Genomic DNA, 15,710 nt, shown 5'->3' on the forward strand with positions numbered 1-15,710 from the left:
ATGCGGCTGCGCTGTAGGGACGGTCAAAAGCAGGCTGAACCGTGCCCGCGCCAACATTCTCGTATTGCTTGGGGAGAGTTCGCTGCAGACACTGATCGAACGGCGAAACCATCTGGCGGACGGTCAACTCGATATCGAGGGCGACAGCCGCAGATAGTCAGTTAGCGCAGCATACTCGCACACAGAAAAACCGCGGCTGCCACCACGGCTACAATGACCAACAGCGGCCAGTTGCTGCGAGGCTGCGGTTGCGGTTCGCTTTCAGGAGGCCGCGTTGGGTTGGTGAAACTGGAGCTTCAGTGGTCGCGTTTTGTATGCCGGCCGCCTCGGCGTCGGTCTCCAGCGGAGCCATGGCAGGATCGAAGCCCGGCGTTCTATCCTGCGTCTCTCCCGCCTGCATCTGGCCTTCGGCAGAGGCCGGTGGCTACCGCGCGCGGCTCGGCGAATGCCGACGGCCGTCTTCCTGAAAAGCGTGGCGACCCGCGTAATGGCGCTCAAAGGTGAGTACCGGTTGTGGGGCACCACATGTATCAAATTCGCGCCTGCCCCGGCTAGGCAATGGGTATCCGCGTTGAATGCATTAAGCGCCTCGGGGAGCCCTCGCCGCTGGCATATCTTTATTTTCGATGGAGTATGCAAATTCCTCCCCTCGCACTTCGTCGGTGACCCGTATCCATTTCTTTTCCCATGTTTGACTGCCGATCTTTCGGTTGATCAACTCCGAAGCAGCCCTCAACGGCGTTGGTGCATCTATCGCCCGCGATCTTACCGAGCGATCATTGTGCATTTCTTCAACGAGATAGGTCGGCATTCACCTCCTCCGTAGCAGGCATCGATTATTAACGTCTGCTAATGGACTTAGTTGCAGCCAAGCTGGCTGACTCTCGTCCTCGGGGCTGGATTCGGTTGACATTTTCGCTCCTGTTGCATGCCGTCTGCCTTTGCTATTTGCACATCTGCGCGGGAAAGGTTCGCGGCGGTGCCGTCGACGGTGCCCACCGCCAGCTGCAGTCCGTCGCCGGACCAGGCAAGCGCGGTCACCGGACTGCCCGCGGTCTGACGAGGAGTTCGTCCCGCGCGCCGATCTGGGCGATGGTGATCCGGCCCGTTGGCATAGCCGGCTGCTATCATTTTCTTCTTGGGGTGCGGCCACCGGCTCGACCGGAACCAGTCCGGCGCGACCAGTCTCTAGCGCGCCAGAGGTTTCGCCGCCAAGTGGCGGGGCGGTCACGGACCAGCCGGCGATCCGGAAAGCGCCCGATGCAAACAGCGCATTCTCAGGCAGGCTCCAGCAACTGTCCGACCGGTGATGGAAATCCCGCAACAATGTCAGCTCGGCCATCGGTCATGTCGACCAGGGCAAAGGCTCCGGTTTCGAGCCCGCAGGCCAGCCACATGCCGTCGCCACTCCAGCGCATGGACACCGGGCGCGCCAAAAGCGAAATGTCGCGCATTGGGGCTGGGCCGTCTTCCAGCGCCCAGATCGATGGGTATATGGCTCCAGGTGACGAGGGGCATTCTTGATCGGGCGCTAGACCAGAACTGACACAACGGAATAAGCATCACGTTTGTCACCCGCAAAGACTTTGCTTTATGATAGCTGGTCAGCTTCTGTCTGGATCGAACGATCGGCACAACGCTGGATAGTCTTTCATGCTTCCCGAAAGTGGGCATTCGACAACAAACGGGGGCTTGCATACGACGGTATTCGAGCGGCGGGGGACGCGCGAAGGCGACTCTTAGGCGGCTTTCTTCGCGAACGCCCATACCATAAGTGGGTATTCCTCATCGTTGCTGAGGTCTCGCCACAACCCGTAGGCCCGCACCGGGCCGCCAATATGGGCCTTGGCACAGGCCTTGTTGCCCCAACCAAATGCCTGCACGTCATCCTCGCCGAAGCCACCTTCGACCATCAACTGCTTCAGCCCCGCAGGCGTCCAGCGGTTGTAGTCGTGCGGGCGGGCATGCACACGGAACAGGAAGGGTGTGGCCACCATCGCCCAGCCGCCAGGCTTGGTCATGGCGTGGATGTTGGCGACCGCGGTGTGCGGGCGCTGGACATGTTCAAGCACCTGGTCGGCGATGACGATGGAATATTGCTCTTCGGTGCGATTCTTGCAGATGTCGAAATCCGGGAAATCGACCGAACGGTAATGTGGGCAAAGCGCGCGCCAGTACCGGTTCCAGCCCGGCGAGATCTCGATCACGTCGCGCGATTTGCGGTTGGCCGCTTCAAGGAATGTGGTGAAGGCCTCGATTTGGCGGATGCGTAACCAGTTGCGGCTGTCGTAACGAAGCAGCCGCTTCACGGTTTGTTTTCCCCGGCTTGTCAGTGCGGCAACGCTTGTCATTTTCGACCTCCTCCTGCCCACCGCAAATCTTTCTACTCCGCAAACCGTACAAAAGAATGACGACGGGAAGGAGTTGGCGCAGAAAGTGCCGGTCTCCCGCCGCTGCGAATTCATTGAATAATCGCCGTTGTAGAACCGGTCGTCGCAGGATGCGGGTAGATATGGCCGCAGCGGTCTCCGGGTAGCGGCAGAGTTCACCGCCGCGTCGCTGAGGAGTCGTAGCGACGCCGACGACGGCGCCGAGTAGAGGCCACTCGCCGTCCCGTGTGATCAATATCGTCGTGACCAGGACCTCTATGAACTGCCTGGTCGGCCGTGGGACCGGTTGACGTTCAGGGGGAGGAACATTACCATGTTCCTTGTTTGTTCCCCGGCGCGCAAGCCGCCAAGATTTGTCTGCCTCGGCCCCCCCTCGGAAGGCCTACGAAATGCATGACCTGATCGACTTCCTACGGTCGAATGCGGCACTGGTGCTTGCCAATCCAACACCGTTTGCAACCTTCGCAATTCTCTTTGGGAGCGGAGGCTTCGTGGTCGGCCGCTACTTCTTGACCGAGCGGATTGCCAATCTCGAAAGCCGGCTTGCGCGGCGCGATGATGAGATCAAAGATCTGAAATCTGGGCAATCATTTCAGGAATCTGACGACGAGCACCCTTTGCTTGTCCCTGTGCTTAGCACGTCGTTCCCTGAGGCGACGCCGATGTCGGGAAAAATGGCCCGATCCGCGCCGCGCGGGAAGACTAGCAGACCCGTGTCGCCAGGTCAGCGTCCAGGCCGAGGGCAGCGGTAGGATGAGAATTGAATTCTTTTGGCGCCAGCGAACGATCCAGTTCGACCGTTCCGCAGCAGAGTGAATCCTCGGCCACGCTATCAAGCGGCTGCCGCGCGTTTCTTGAATCGACTTTCCTAGAGTCGAGCAACTTATGACACACCTCGAGTTGCTCGACGAAATTGCGCGCCGAGACGATGCGAAGGATACGGGTTGGCTAACCATCCGACCTGAGCGCTTTGAGAAGCGCTTCCGGGAAGCTTCGTCTCTCTAGGCAAGCCTCATAAACGGACGCAACAGCAGTCTGTCTTGGAGCGGCTGAGTCTGAAAGCGGGGTGGGATGGCGCGCCATAGTGGGGCGATGAAACGCCTCAGGCAGACCTCTGCGTCGGCAGCGCCTTGCCGCCAGCCCGCATAGGAGCCCTTTTGATTTCTTAAATCGCAACGTCTGGGCGCGCCATCATACAACTGCGATGAGGGTTGACCACGTCGTCAGGAGCGCCAGGTAGCTTCGATGTCCCCGCGTCAACGAGGTTACCATGTCCATCATCGTCAATGGCTCAGCAACGCCGCTGCCCCCAGATCCGCGTGTTTCGTTGCTCGATCTTCTGCGCGAACATCTAAAGCTGACAGGCACCAAGAAGGGCTGCAATCAGGGGGCGTGCGGCGCCTGCACGGTCTTGTTGGACGGTGAACGCGTGGTATCGTGCCTGACGCTTGCGGTGCAGGCAGAAGGGCGTGCGGTCACCACTGTGGAAGGGCTCGCGCAATCGGACAAGCTTCACCCACTTCAGCAGGCGTTTATCGACCGTGACGGCTTTCAGTGCGGCTATTGCACGCCGGGACAAATCTGCTCCGCCATCGGCATGGCCGCGGAGTTAGAACGCGGGGTTCCCAGCCACGTCACCGGCGATCTGACGGCCGGCACTATCGCTGCCAGCCGCGAAGAGCTTGCGGAGCGCATGAGCGGCAATCTGTGCCGGTGCGGCGCGCATAACGGCATCATCGATGCGATCGCCGCGACATTTATCAGCAAGGAGGCCGCGCAGCCTTATCGGCCTGATGGCCCGGAGATGGCAGCATGACCCCGTTCCAATATTCCCGAGCGACGAGCGCGGCCGAGGCGGTACAGAGCGCAGGCCTAGAGGCAGCCAAATATCTTGGCGGCGGCACCAATCTGGTGGACCTGATGCGCGAGACGATCGAGCGCCCGGCTGTCCTCGTGGATGTGACTGGGCTGTCGGCAAACATCGATGAGCGTGAGGGCGGATTGCTGATCGGAGCGGCGGTTCGAAATACCGCCTTGGCCGAGCACCGCGTCGTGCGCGAGCGCTATCCCGTTCTGGCCCGCGCCATTCTTGCCGGCGCCTCCGCTCAGATCCGCAACATGGCGACGGTGGGCGGCAACATCCTGCAACGCACACGCTGCGCGTATTTCTATGACGACGAGGGATCGCGCTGCAACAAGCGCACGCCCGGACAAGGCTGTGACGCCTTGGACGGCTTCAATCGCATGCACGCAATTCTCGGCACCTCGCCGGCCTGTGTCGCGACACATCCTTCGGACATGTGCGTGGCGCTCGCCGCGCTCGATGCAACGGTCCATCTTGAGGGTAGGCAGGGCAGACGAACGCTGGCGTTGACCGACCTCCATCGCTTGCCGGGCGATCACCCTGAGATCGAGACGGTTCTGGAGCCAGGCGAGTTGATCACCGCCGTCGAACTGCCGCCGCTGACAATGGCGTCGACCTATCGCAAGGTGCGCGATCGCGCGAGCTATGCTTTTGCCCTTGTCTCCGTCGCCGCGGCGCTGCGGGTGGAGGACGGTGCCGTCAAGGCGGTGCGCCTCGCCCTCGGCGGAGTGGCGCACAAGCCCTGGCGGGCCTGGAAGGCGGAGGCGGCGCTGAAAGACGGTCCTGTCACCGCGGAGGCCTTTCGGGCGGCCGCGGAAGCGGAACTCGCCGACGCCGCTCCATTGCGTGACAACGCGTTCAAGATCGAACTGGCCAAGCGCACCATGGTCAGCGTGCTCGGCGAATTGGCGGGAGAAGCCGCATGAACATCCTGGAGCAAGCGGGTGAGGCGGCCAAGGGCGCGGCCCAAGGCGTGCTGAAAAAAGCAATCGAACTGGCGCCCGACAGCTGGTTGCCGGGCGGCAGGCCCGATCCGCTCATCCATCACCAGCATGGGCATGTGGGCAAACCCATGTCGCGGATCGACGGGCCTCTCAAGGTCAAGGGCGCGGCGCGTTTCTCCGCCGAGTTCCCGCTCGTCGGCATGACCTACGCGGCTGTGGCGTTCAGCACGATCGCCAAGGGCCGGATCGCGACCCTGGACATAAAGGCTGCGGCGGAAGCGCCGGGCGTGGTGCTGGTGATGACGCACCTCAATGCGCCGCCGATGAAACCGACGCCGCTGTTCATGACCCATTCCAAGGCGGCGGGCGGCGACAATCTAGCAGTCATGCAGGACGACCGTATCCACTGGAATGGCCAGCCGGTCGCCGTCGTCCTGGCGGAAACCCAGGAGCAGGCGGATCATGCCAAGTCGCTGATCCGCGTCGAATACGAGGCCGAGCCGGCGACCACGTCGCTGGCCGCAGCCAAGGCGCAAGGCACCGGGCCGGGTCAGTTCATGGGCGAGCCGCTGAAGCTGGAAATCGGTGATGCCGAGGCGCGGTTGGTCGAGGCCCCGCACAAGATATCCGCCACCTACCGCACACCTCGCCAGAACCACAATGCCATCGAGCCGCACGCTGCGATGCTGGTGTGGAATGGCGAGGAACTGAGGGTACATGATTCCTCGCAAGGCGTGGCGCACACCGCGTGGTCCCTCGCGAAGATCTTCGACATCGACGAGAAGCAGGTGAATGTCACGTCGCCCTATGTGGGCGGCGGCTTCGGCTCGAAGTGCCTGTGGCAGCACCAGGTGCTGGGGGCGGCGGCGGCGAAGCTTGCCGCCCGACCGGTGCGGATCGCCCTGTCGCGCGAAGGCGTTTTCAGGGTGGTCGGCGGTCGCAGTCTGACTGAACAGCATGTGGCGATCGGCGCGCAGCCGGATGGCCGGTTTACCTCGATCATCCACACCGGCGTCACCGTGATGACCCGGCACAATGCCTTTCCCGAGCCATTTATTGTTGCAACGCGCAGCGGCTACGCCGCCGACAACTTCAAGCTTGATGTCGAGGTGGCGTATATAGACATGGTGGCCAACACCTTCATGCGGGCACCCGGCGAAGCCGTCGGCACATTCGGGCTCGAATGTGCCATTGACGAACTGGCCGAAGAACTCGGCATGGACCCGATCGAACTGCGCATCCGCAACGAACCGGAAAAGGATCCGACCGAAGGCACTCCCTTTTCGTCAAGGCATATCGTCGAGGCCTATCGAGCCGGCGCCGAGCGTTTTGGCTGGAGCCAGCGAACCGCGCCTGGGATGCGCCGGGAAGGCGAATGGCTGGTCGGCATGGGCTGCGCGACGGGCACCTATCCCTACTACCGCATGCCGGGCGGCGCGGCTCGGATCACTCTCACCCGCGACGGCCGGGCGACAGTGGCGGTGGCGGCTCACGAAATGGGGATGGGCACGGCTACCGTGAATATGTCCATCGCCGCCGAAAGGCTTGGCTTGCCGCTTGACCACGTTTCGATCGAATACGGGGATTCGACCCTTCCAGGTGTGATCCTGGCTGGTGGCTCGCAGCAGACAGCGTCCATCGGAGCGTCGGTAATCGCCGCCCAGCGGGTGCTTGTGACCGAGTTGCTCAAGCTCGCGGGAAACGACTCGCCGCTGGCCGGGCTCGGCGCCGACCAGGTTGGTGGCTACGATGCAGGCCTGGCCAAGCTCGATGAGCCGGAACGCCACGAGAGCTACGCTTCCATTCTGTCGCGTGCGGGACGCGACGAGGTGGTGGCCCAAGCGAGCGCGCCTCCGCCGTTGGAATTGCAACACTGGTCGATGCATTCCTACAGCGCGATCTTCTGCGAGGTGCGCGTCAACGCAGTGACGGGCGAAACGCGGGTAAGCCGTGTGCTCGGCTCATTCGATTGCGGCCGTATCCTCAATCCGAAGACGGCCGCAAGCCAGTTCCGCGGCGGCATCATCATGGGCCTCGGACTGGCGCTGATGGAGGAAACCGAGTTCGACGAACGCAACGGTCGCATCATGAACGCCAGCCTGGCCGACTATCACGTGCCGGTGCATCTGGATGTCCCGCCGATCGAGGTGATCTGGACCGACATTCCCGATCCGCACACGCCGATGGGCGCTCACGGCGTCGGCGAGATCGGCATTACGGGCACCGGCGCCGCCGTCGCCAACGCGGTTTACAACGCCACCGGGAAGCGCATTCGCGACCTGCCGCTCACGCTCGACAAGCTCATGTGATGGCTGTCGGTCGCGGGCCGGGCTCAAACGAGAAGCTTCCGATCCGCGGCCTCCGAAAGATCGATCAACCCCGTGCGTGGGACAGAGAACGGAGGAACGAACTATGTTGGGCGACAAATATGAACGCATTCAGCGCCGCGCCTATGAGATCTGGCAGCGGAGCGGCGAACTGCACGGTCAGCATGAAGAGCATTGGCATCAGGCCAGCAGGGAGATCGAACGCGAGGATAATGGACTTGGCGAACAACCGGGCGCCGCGATCCCTGGCGCGGTCACGATCCCATCAGGCCAGCCCGATCCTCTCGCCGCCGAGGCGTTGGCGCGGAAAACCGGGATGGCCGGCGACCAGTCGCAAGCCTCGGCAGCGGATGACGCCAAGTCGCAACGACGGACAAACGTCTGAACGCCGTTCGACACGGTCAAGAAACTCGATCAGGCGCACGCTACGCAAGTCCAGCTAAGCTAGTCAGTCGTGAAAGATAAGCCGCTGCGTTGGCCGAATCGGTCCATCCGGCAGTCTCTCTACGGATGCACGAGGTATCCTCGTCAAAGCACTTCACGAGGCATTTGAGGCCACAAAGGTCGCGCGACACCTCTAAGTCGCTGCTCTTCGTTCCCGGCATCCGTCGAGACGGGTACGCGCGCACGGCATCGAGGCTCCAGGAACAAAGTGGTTCCGCTAATGTTGGGATAAAATTAGCGGAGACGAATATGAAATTCTTGCCCGTTCTGGAACCCTGCGGCACATGGGCGGTATTCGACACTACAACCGACGAACCGGCCGAGTTTGCAGATGAGTGCCTCATTGGTCTGACAAAGGCTGGCGCTATTTGGTTCGCGGCAAGAGCCAGCCACGATCAAAGAAGAAACCGTTGCTGGCAGGCATCGAGCATCAGCGTCCTTGGTAGCGCTGGGTTTTTTCAGCAGCAACGACGCGAACAGTCGTGGGGGTGATGAGTGACGAGGCCATGGCTGCCGTATTGGCCTCACGCGATGATGAAGTGCAGGTTCTCGGGGTATTCGACGCAGCGAACAAGAAAGAAGCCTCCGTTGAACTTCGCCGTCTTGGAGAGGCCGTTCACTTTATAGCAAACGCGTCGGTATTGGGTTACGACGTTCGTTCTGCGATAATCTTCCATGCGGGAGCGCCAATCTTGAGAGCCAAGCAGTGTGAGCAACTTTGGGCGAAACACGGCGCGCTGCTGGTAGAATAGGACTGCAGTTCTTGAGGGGCGGCTTGTCGGTGACGGGCTGGCCGACTTTATCTGCGAGTCTTGACGGCTGGCCCGAGCCTCGTCCGATCAGGCTGCTGTACGGATGACCGCTTGAACGGATGATCCGTCGTGAAGGAATCTGGCCGGACACCCCGCTCAACCTGACCCCAGGTTACTCGAATGGCGATTGGGAACCCGCAGGGCTCGGGGAGAGAACGCGCCCACGGCCGTGTCGCCTCCCCCAAAGCGCCCCATAGTGCCTGCGGCGTTCGACAAACTTCGAGCCATTCGGAGCTGCTTCCAGGTGGGTTTAAAAGCGCAACGCCCTTCAAATAGTGCTCCTGCAGAATTCCTTCGATATCGCCAAGCGCTAAGCGAGCATCTTCGCCTAGCGCCAGGACTAAAGGCGTGGCGTCTAGGTCACCCGTAAAACAACCGGACGATCCGGCGCAAACCAGAGTGCGAAGAACTGTGGAGTCGCCGGGACCAAAACAACGAGAACGCTGGGTGCGACCAACCTCCCAGCGCTGGGATGCATCCTGACGGTTCAAGCCTTCTTTTTGACCAGCCCGAATTTCAAGCTGAGACACTAGCCAATTACGGCATTTCTTCACCACCGCCAGAGCCATGCGAGAAGGACTGGATTTCATCCATGTCGATCTTCCCGTCACCGTTCTGGTCGATTGCAGAGAAGATTCGGCCGACAGCCTCCTGGACCTCATTCTCAGACAGCGATCCGTCACCATCCGCGTCCAGAAGCGCGAGCATAAGTCGCATCCCGGTGCCGCGCATCATCCGAGGACCATGATTTCGGACCATTGCATGCTCACCGGCTGGGCCGCCATTGCGGTGCCGCTGCCAACCGTCTCCATGACGGGAAGCTTCCGCTTGACGGTTGTCACCCTCCTCTTGCGGATTGTTACCTTCGTTAGAGCTCCGATCCTGTTGCATTCTCTCCTGGACGGCTTGCTCAATCATCTGGCGAATCATTTCATGCGTCGGCCCACCCGCCTGTCCGTTCACATCCGGCAGTTGTCCGGCACCGGGCTGTTGGGTCGCCGGGGTTGGTGCAGGTGTTCCGTTCGTCTGGGCGAGCGCAGGGAAGGTCGCGAATATGAAAGCGGCGGCCGCAGTGGTCGTGCAGCGTGGAAATCTCATGACATGCTCCATTGGTTGTCGTGGTCTGCCTCAAGCGATTGCTGGCCCCAACTTGGAGTTCATTCCGATTGTTCCTTCCTGGAGATCGGGTCACGATGAAGTTACATAAACCGTGGGGCATAGGCTTCAACACACTTGCCGACAGCACCCGCAGATCATGGCCACGTGCAGTCAATTCTCTCGCCCAACAATGCAGTGAGCTGCCGGGTTCGATCCCGACCAGGCCACGTAGCAGGCTCTCGAAGAATGGCAGCACGCGCCCGCGCGTCAGCTTCCTGCGAACGACAACCTCACTTGCCGCATCCACCTCGTGGACTTCCAGAATCGGCAGCTGTGGCGGCCTCATGCGAGCCCGCCGGGGCGAAATCATCGGTAGGACATCCAGTCTGGCTGGGGTTCTTGGAAGTTTTTCGAACTTTCTGGGTCGGCCCACCGGCCGAACTGCGGTCGCTTGTGAAGAAGGTCGGGCTGCTGCTGTGGGTTAGCTTGACCTGCGCTGACACGCCTTTCGCCGAGGTTTCCGACGGGTAGAGCCACCGGCCGCCTTTGTCGCTCTGTGTGATGTTAAGGGAGCCGGCGCAGAACGCGCCGGACTCCCGCTATTCAGAATTCAATCAATAATTGCCGTTGTAGTACCGGTCGTCGCAGGGCGCGGTGTAGATACGACCGTAGCGGTCTTGGTAGCGGCAGAGTTCATCGCCGCGTCGCTGAGGAGTCGTAGCGCTGCCGACGACAGCGCCGAGCAGCGCGCCGCTCGCCGCGCCGATGACGGTGCTCTTTGTGTTGCCGCCGATCGCCTGGCCGACCAGGGCACCGCCTGCGCCTCCGAGCAGCGCGCCTGTCGTTGCACGCTGCTGGCCTTCGGTCTGTGTCTCGCATCCTGCGAGAGCTGCAGTCATCAGCATCGCCAACATAGCCTTTTTTATAATCATGACTCCAACTCCTTTGAAGCCCCGGGAACCAACAAACAGGGGCGCAAACAAATCGAGTGCGGTCAGTTTGCGGCGGAACGGCGGCGTGCTCGCTCACGATGTGAGTCAGAGTTTCCCGGCCGTTGATGACAATGGTTTCCAAACGGAAAAGAAGGGCATTCGATACAAAATGGATAGGCGTTTCTAACCAAACCGCAGGCTGCCGTTTGCTAGAATGGGGCACTGGCAGAATGGTGCATAGAGATGGACAGGCCTGCAGCGGGACGCAACGCTCCTCAGGTGAGGCGGACGGTTCGTGCGGCTCAATATCTGCGGATGTCCACCGAACAACAGACATATTCCATTGAGAACCAGCGGGATGCTATCCGCGACTACGCGGATGTCATGGGCTACGACATCGTCGCCACATATGAGGATGTTGGCCGAAGCGGACTGAACATCGAGGGGCGCCCCGGCCTGCTGCGGTTGCTGGCAGATGTTGAGGATAGGCAGGCCAATTTTGAAACGGTCGTCGTCTACGACGTAAGCCGTTGGGGGCGATTTCAGAACATCAATGAAAGTGCCTCCTATGAATACCGGTGCCAGATGGCCGGCGTCCGTATTGAGTTCTGTGCCGAGCAATTCGTGAACGACGGCAGCATAGGGTCCGACGTCATCAAGACGATCAAGCGCAGCATGGCCGCCGAGTGGAGCCGCATGCTGTCGCAGAAGGTCTTCATCGGTCAAAGCCGGATAGTAAAGATGGGCTTCCGAGGGGGCGGCTATGTTGGGTATGGCTTGCGGCGCCTGCTGGTAGATCGATCGGGTAAGCCAAAGGCAATTCTCAAGCCGGGGGAATGGAAGAGCCTGGTATCCGACCGGGTTATCATAGTGCCCGGGTCGGGAGAGGAGATTGCTGTCGTCCGTTGGATCTTCAATCAGTTTGTAAAGGCAAGGAAGGAGGTCGAGATTGCCAGAGCATTGAACGAGCGCGGCGTGGTCACGGACCTCAATCGTCAGTGGACGACCGCTTCCGTGCGTGGGGTCCTGAGCAACGAGAACTATATCGGCAACAATGTTTGGAACCGGACGTCCGAGAGGTTGCAACGCAAGCGGGTGAAAAATCCCCCAAGCGAATGGATACGCGCCGAGAACATCTCCGAGCAACTAGTGAGCCGAAGGCTGTTCAACCGCGTGCAAGATGTTGCAAAGGCGCGAGGTTCGCGCATCAGCAATGAACAGATGCTGCTCGACCTTTCAAATCTTCTTGAAAAGCGAGGGTGGTTATCGGCATCGATCATCAACGCTGCACCCGAATGCTCGACGAGAAGCCTTTACATCCATCGCTTCGGAACCCTTCATGCAGCCTATAAGTTGGTCGGATTCGAGTCCTCGCTGAATTACCGGCATTTCGACATCAACAATCGGATTCAACGGCGCCGGCTAGAGATCATCGAGGATCTTGTCGCTGCAATCGGACGGACGGGCGGGCAGGCTCGCTACGACCCCGAGGCTCAGCTTGTCAGGGTCAACGAGGAATTCACCGTCGCCATTTCGATCGCGCGCTGTCGGCCGTCAGTTTACGGCTATCCTCACTGGCCATTCAGAAAACGGCACCGCACCGATTGCGATATTTCGGTGTTGATCAGAATGAAGCCTGACAATATCACGGTCCGTGACTATGTCGTTCTGCCGGCCTGGCAGACGCAATGCTCTCCGCTGATGCTTTCCGCCAACAACGGAGTGCGCCTCGATGCCTTTTCCTTTCGCTCACTGGAGCCTTTGGTTGATATAGCAATGCGATTGCCGGTCCGGGCGAGCGCAAACTCATGAGCCGGAACGAAGCTCATCCGACCTTGGAGGACGACCGACATGCAATTCACCCGACCGACGATTTGAGGGAGTCGGAGATGCACCTCAATTCGTATGTGTTGCTCAATATCTACAAAAATGAATGCGAACGGATGCGACGCTTCATTCTTGAGGCGAATGTATCGCGAGCGTGCCTGGAGGCGATCTCAAAAGCCTTGCGCCCAATATTGGCCGTCGCTGAATTTCGTACGTTGCTGAAGTCAGAGGGCTTCGCGACCATGCCAAGGACTTTGGCGGAAAGAACGCTGGGCGACCACACGAATGCCCCTCATGCCGAGGACGATACGAACGAAGCCGTAGTTATCAGCCAAGAGCTTGTCCGAGGAATCAGCCTTGATGTGCTAGACCTCTTGCAAGATTGCATCGTGTCCCCGAAAATCTTCGGTTTGTTGCGGCAGGTCGTGCCGCGCCGGCAGCTCGAGATCGTTCAGATCATGATCGGGTTGGCCAAAGTGAAGGTGCAATTCGCAAAGACCCTTATTGCACTAACGCCGCACTCACAGCTCGCGAACCCTCTTGCCCCTCGCAATCAGTTCGCACGCATCACTGCCGACCGACTGGCTGCGATGGAAACTGAGCTGGCCGTCGTGAGCGACGTTTTTCGAAACGCAGTCGCCCACTTTGGGCGGTGGGGCATCGAACTTGTGGCAGCACAAGGCTACCTTAACCAACTGATGAACAACCCGAAGATCCTACGGTACCTCGCCCATGAATTTCCCGACCAGCTTCAGGAGTTTAACAGGGTGGTCGGACTAGGCGGCGACGCAAGGTTCCTCGGTCCGCTTACGCGATTACACCATAACCGCGAGGTCACGAATCGGCCATTGTCATCTGGCCGCGGACCTGAATTGTCCGCTTGGCCGGCGCTGAAAACCCCATAGCTCCCGCGCTTTGGCGTCGGCCATTTTATCGCGGTCCAGATGTTCCTCCAATTTCGAATCCTTGGCCTATTGCATTGTCGATTCGGGTATTGAACTGGCGAAGCATTTCGAGTTCCTTGCCAGGGGGATCTTCAGAAAATGCTCAAACGATACATTGCCGCCGCTTTGGCGGTTATTGATGGTTGCCAGACCGGCCCGCTGCCGAGCGCGTTCAATGAAGCAGAGCGGCTACGGCGTCGCCTGCTAGTAGGTAGGGACCATCCCACCATATCTATAACATCAATAGGTTATGACTTTTCCTTTATGAAGTGAGTCAATTGTTGGCGGTCGGATTTTAAAGCGCGACGATAGTTTTGAGCCTTCATCCTATCCCGTTGTCCTTCTGGCGACGATCGGCCACACGTAATCCAGATGTTTCGAGTGCGAAGGACCTCAGCCCTGTACGCGCGGCAATCGGCGGCAACGACGTGCCAAAGGGATGGTTTGCTTCGCGCTTGCCATGTGCCCGAGCTGAAACAAACGGCTACGTCGGCGAGGGCATCTTTGCGAAAGGGACCGATAAGCTCGATGGGCTCTCTAACGCCGACGCCGGTTTTTGCAGGCGGCGATCTCCATCAGTATTTCTCCGGCTGTCGCGGTCGGTCCGAGATCGCAAAGGGGTTAACCTTCCGACCGCAGAGCCTGCTCGCTGAACTGCCGCATGGGTTATCCGCCCCAATTTCCGCAGCCTGGGCATAGTGCGTGGCTCTGCACCGCTCGTTCTTTCTCTCAGCCCACAAACACCGCACATCGTCTGCGTAAGCGGATTTCGGTTCGGAAGGGAAGGCGTGCCCTTGGCGTGGGTGGCAAACGGCGACCATCGCGGTTTCTTGCATCCAGTAAGCCTGGTCACATGCCGTCGGCCGAATCCCTCCAGGCGGCACGGCCGAAGCGATCGATCCTGAAATCGTCGAGTGGAGTTTCGCAACAGTCGGTCGTCATGAGCTCGGCCATGGCGTCGCCCACGCCCGGACCAAGCTGGAAGCCATGTCCGCTGAAGCCGAAGGCGTGGAACAGGCCTGGCGTCGTCGCTGACCGTCCCATGACCGGCAGCATATCCCGAACATAGCCCTCGCATCCGGACCAGGTGCGGATGACCGCGACCTTCGCGATTGCCGGGAGCAGCCGCGCGACGGCGCGGAGCTGCAACGGGAGGCGCATGGGATCGGCGATCGCATGGCCCGGATCGAGGTCCACCCGCACCCTTTCTGCCGCGCCACCGAAGACGATGTTGCCGCGCTCGACCTGGCGTAGATAGGCGCCATAGTCCTTGTCGCGGGTCCAGATGCCGACCACCGGCAGGATCCGATGCGGCAGCGGTTCGGTCACGCCCATTTGCGGACCGCGGGCGTCGAGCGGGACTTCTTCGCCGAACTCAGCGGCGATGCGCGCGCCCCAGGCTCCGGCGGTGTTGAGCAGGCACTCCGAGGCGAACGAGCCCTTCGAACTGGTAATAAGGAAACCGGAGCCGGTATAGGTGATCTTCTCGATTTCGGCTCCCTCGACGATTTGCGCCCCCAGTTTGCGGGCCGCCGCGGCAAAGGCCGGCGCGATCAGCCGCGGATTGCCGCTGCCGTCACGCGGAGAGAATGATGCGGCGATCGCGTCGGGGCCGAGGCCGGGAAAGCGGGCGCTAATCTCGCGTGGGCCGAGTTCTTCCAGTTCGAGGCCCCAGGGCTGCGCGGCTTCGGCATAGGCCCGCATGTCGGCAAGGCTTCCTTCATCGAAGATCAGCCGGACATGACCGGTGGCGCGGAACTCGACGTCGCGGCCAAGCATCTTTTCGGCCTCGCCCCACAGTCGAAGCGAGCGGTGGGCCAGCGGAAGCTGCGACAGATGGCGTCCCGTGCGCCGGATGTTGCCGAAGGAGGCGACTGTCGCTCCGGCGCCGACCCGATTGCGCTCGATCAGCGTCACGCGCGCGCCGCGCCGGGCGAGGAAATAGGCCGAAGCTGTCCCCATCAGTCCGCCGCCCAGCACGATCACATCCATGGTTATTCCCTAGAGCAAGATTCCGAAAAGTGGGAACAGGTTTTCGGAGATCATGCTCCAACATGAGCTAGATGACGGCTATTCGAGCAAATGTCATCCTCATCTAGCGCGGAGCGGACAATCCCTGAAGGCGCCG

Annotated in this window: 14 protein-coding genes; 8 read left to right on the forward strand and 6 right to left on the reverse strand. The window is 60.5% G+C overall.

What is annotated here, in order from left to right:
• Positions 1-580: 580 nt before the first annotated feature.
• From LB556_RS22270 to LB556_RS22280, 3 genes are all read right to left on the reverse strand, one after another.
• A complete protein-coding gene (locus tag LB556_RS22270) occupies positions 581-811 on the reverse strand; it encodes a hypothetical protein (RefSeq protein WP_224569880.1) in 231 nt (76 codons plus the stop codon).
• A 466-nt stretch (positions 812-1,277) separates the two neighbouring features.
• Complete coding sequence (locus tag LB556_RS22275) at positions 1,278-1,454, reverse strand: hypothetical protein (protein ID WP_224569881.1); 177 nt, start codon at positions 1,452-1,454, stop codon at positions 1,278-1,280.
• A 285-nt stretch (positions 1,455-1,739) separates the two neighbouring features.
• Positions 1,740-2,351, reverse strand: coding sequence for a class I SAM-dependent methyltransferase (locus LB556_RS22280; RefSeq protein ID WP_411908604.1), 612 nt, complete (start codon positions 2,349-2,351; stop codon positions 1,740-1,742).
• 428 nt (positions 2,352-2,779) lie between these two features.
• Between LB556_RS22280 and LB556_RS22285 the strand changes: the two genes are divergently transcribed.
• The 6 genes from LB556_RS22285 (at position 2,780) to LB556_RS22310 (ending at position 8,721) form a co-directional block, all read left to right on the forward strand.
• Positions 2,780-3,142: a hypothetical protein gene (locus LB556_RS22285; protein ID WP_224569882.1), complete on the forward strand. Its 363-nt coding sequence runs from the start codon at positions 2,780-2,782 to the stop codon at positions 3,140-3,142.
• A 518-nt stretch (positions 3,143-3,660) separates the two neighbouring features.
• Entirely contained in the window at positions 3,661-4,206 is a 546-nt protein-coding gene (locus LB556_RS22290; protein WP_224569883.1) for a 2Fe-2S iron-sulfur cluster-binding protein, read from the forward strand.
• Positions 4,203-5,180: an FAD binding domain-containing protein gene (locus LB556_RS22295; RefSeq protein WP_224569884.1), complete on the forward strand. Its 978-nt coding sequence runs from the start codon at positions 4,203-4,205 to the stop codon at positions 5,178-5,180. Before LB556_RS22290 ends, LB556_RS22295 begins: the two co-directional genes overlap by 4 nt.
• The gene (locus LB556_RS22300) at positions 5,177-7,507 is read left to right on the forward strand and encodes a xanthine dehydrogenase family protein molybdopterin-binding subunit (protein ID WP_224569885.1); all 2,331 of its coding nucleotides are present in this window, start codon (positions 5,177-5,179) and stop codon (positions 7,505-7,507) included. Before LB556_RS22295 ends, LB556_RS22300 begins: the two co-directional genes overlap by 4 nt.
• 103 nt (positions 7,508-7,610) lie before the next feature.
• A complete protein-coding gene (locus LB556_RS22305; RefSeq protein WP_224569886.1) occupies positions 7,611-7,910 on the forward strand; it encodes a DUF2934 domain-containing protein in 300 nt (99 codons plus the stop codon).
• 550 nt (positions 7,911-8,460) lie between these two features.
• Positions 8,461-8,721, forward strand: a complete 261-nt coding sequence (locus tag LB556_RS22310; protein ID WP_224569887.1) for a hypothetical protein — start codon at positions 8,461-8,463, stop codon at positions 8,719-8,721.
• Positions 8,722-9,318: 597 nt separating this feature from the next.
• On the opposite strand, the gene LB556_RS22315 is transcribed toward LB556_RS22310, so the two are convergent.
• Together LB556_RS22315 and LB556_RS22320 are read right to left on the reverse strand one after the other, a co-directional pair.
• Entirely contained in the window at positions 9,319-9,879 is a 561-nt protein-coding gene (locus LB556_RS22315; protein WP_224569888.1) for an EF-hand domain-containing protein, read from the reverse strand.
• Positions 9,880-10,493: 614 nt separating this feature from the next.
• Complete coding sequence (locus tag LB556_RS22320; protein ID WP_224569889.1) at positions 10,494-10,811, reverse strand: YMGG-like glycine zipper-containing protein; 318 nt, start codon at positions 10,809-10,811, stop codon at positions 10,494-10,496.
• Positions 10,812-11,054: 243 nt separating this feature from the next.
• On the opposite strand from LB556_RS22320, the gene LB556_RS22325 reads away from it, so the two are divergent.
• Complete coding sequence (locus LB556_RS22325) at positions 11,055-12,623, forward strand: recombinase family protein (protein WP_224569890.1); 1,569 nt, start codon at positions 11,055-11,057, stop codon at positions 12,621-12,623.
• Positions 12,620-13,543, forward strand: coding sequence for a plasmid partitioning protein RepB C-terminal domain-containing protein (locus LB556_RS22330; RefSeq protein WP_224569891.1), 924 nt, complete (start codon positions 12,620-12,622; stop codon positions 13,541-13,543). The genes LB556_RS22325 and LB556_RS22330 overlap by 4 nt, the downstream gene beginning before the upstream one ends.
• Positions 13,544-14,431: 888 nt before the next feature.
• On the opposite strand, the gene LB556_RS22335 is transcribed toward LB556_RS22330, so the two are convergent.
• Positions 14,432-15,574, reverse strand: a complete 1,143-nt coding sequence (locus LB556_RS22335; protein ID WP_224569892.1) for an NAD(P)/FAD-dependent oxidoreductase — start codon at positions 15,572-15,574, stop codon at positions 14,432-14,434.
• Positions 15,575-15,710: the final 136 nt, after the last annotated feature.

The sequence above is a fragment of the Mesorhizobium sp. ES1-4 genome (assembly GCF_020164745.1).
In the GTDB taxonomy this organism is placed as follows: Bacteria; Pseudomonadota; Alphaproteobacteria; order Rhizobiales; family Rhizobiaceae; genus Mesorhizobium.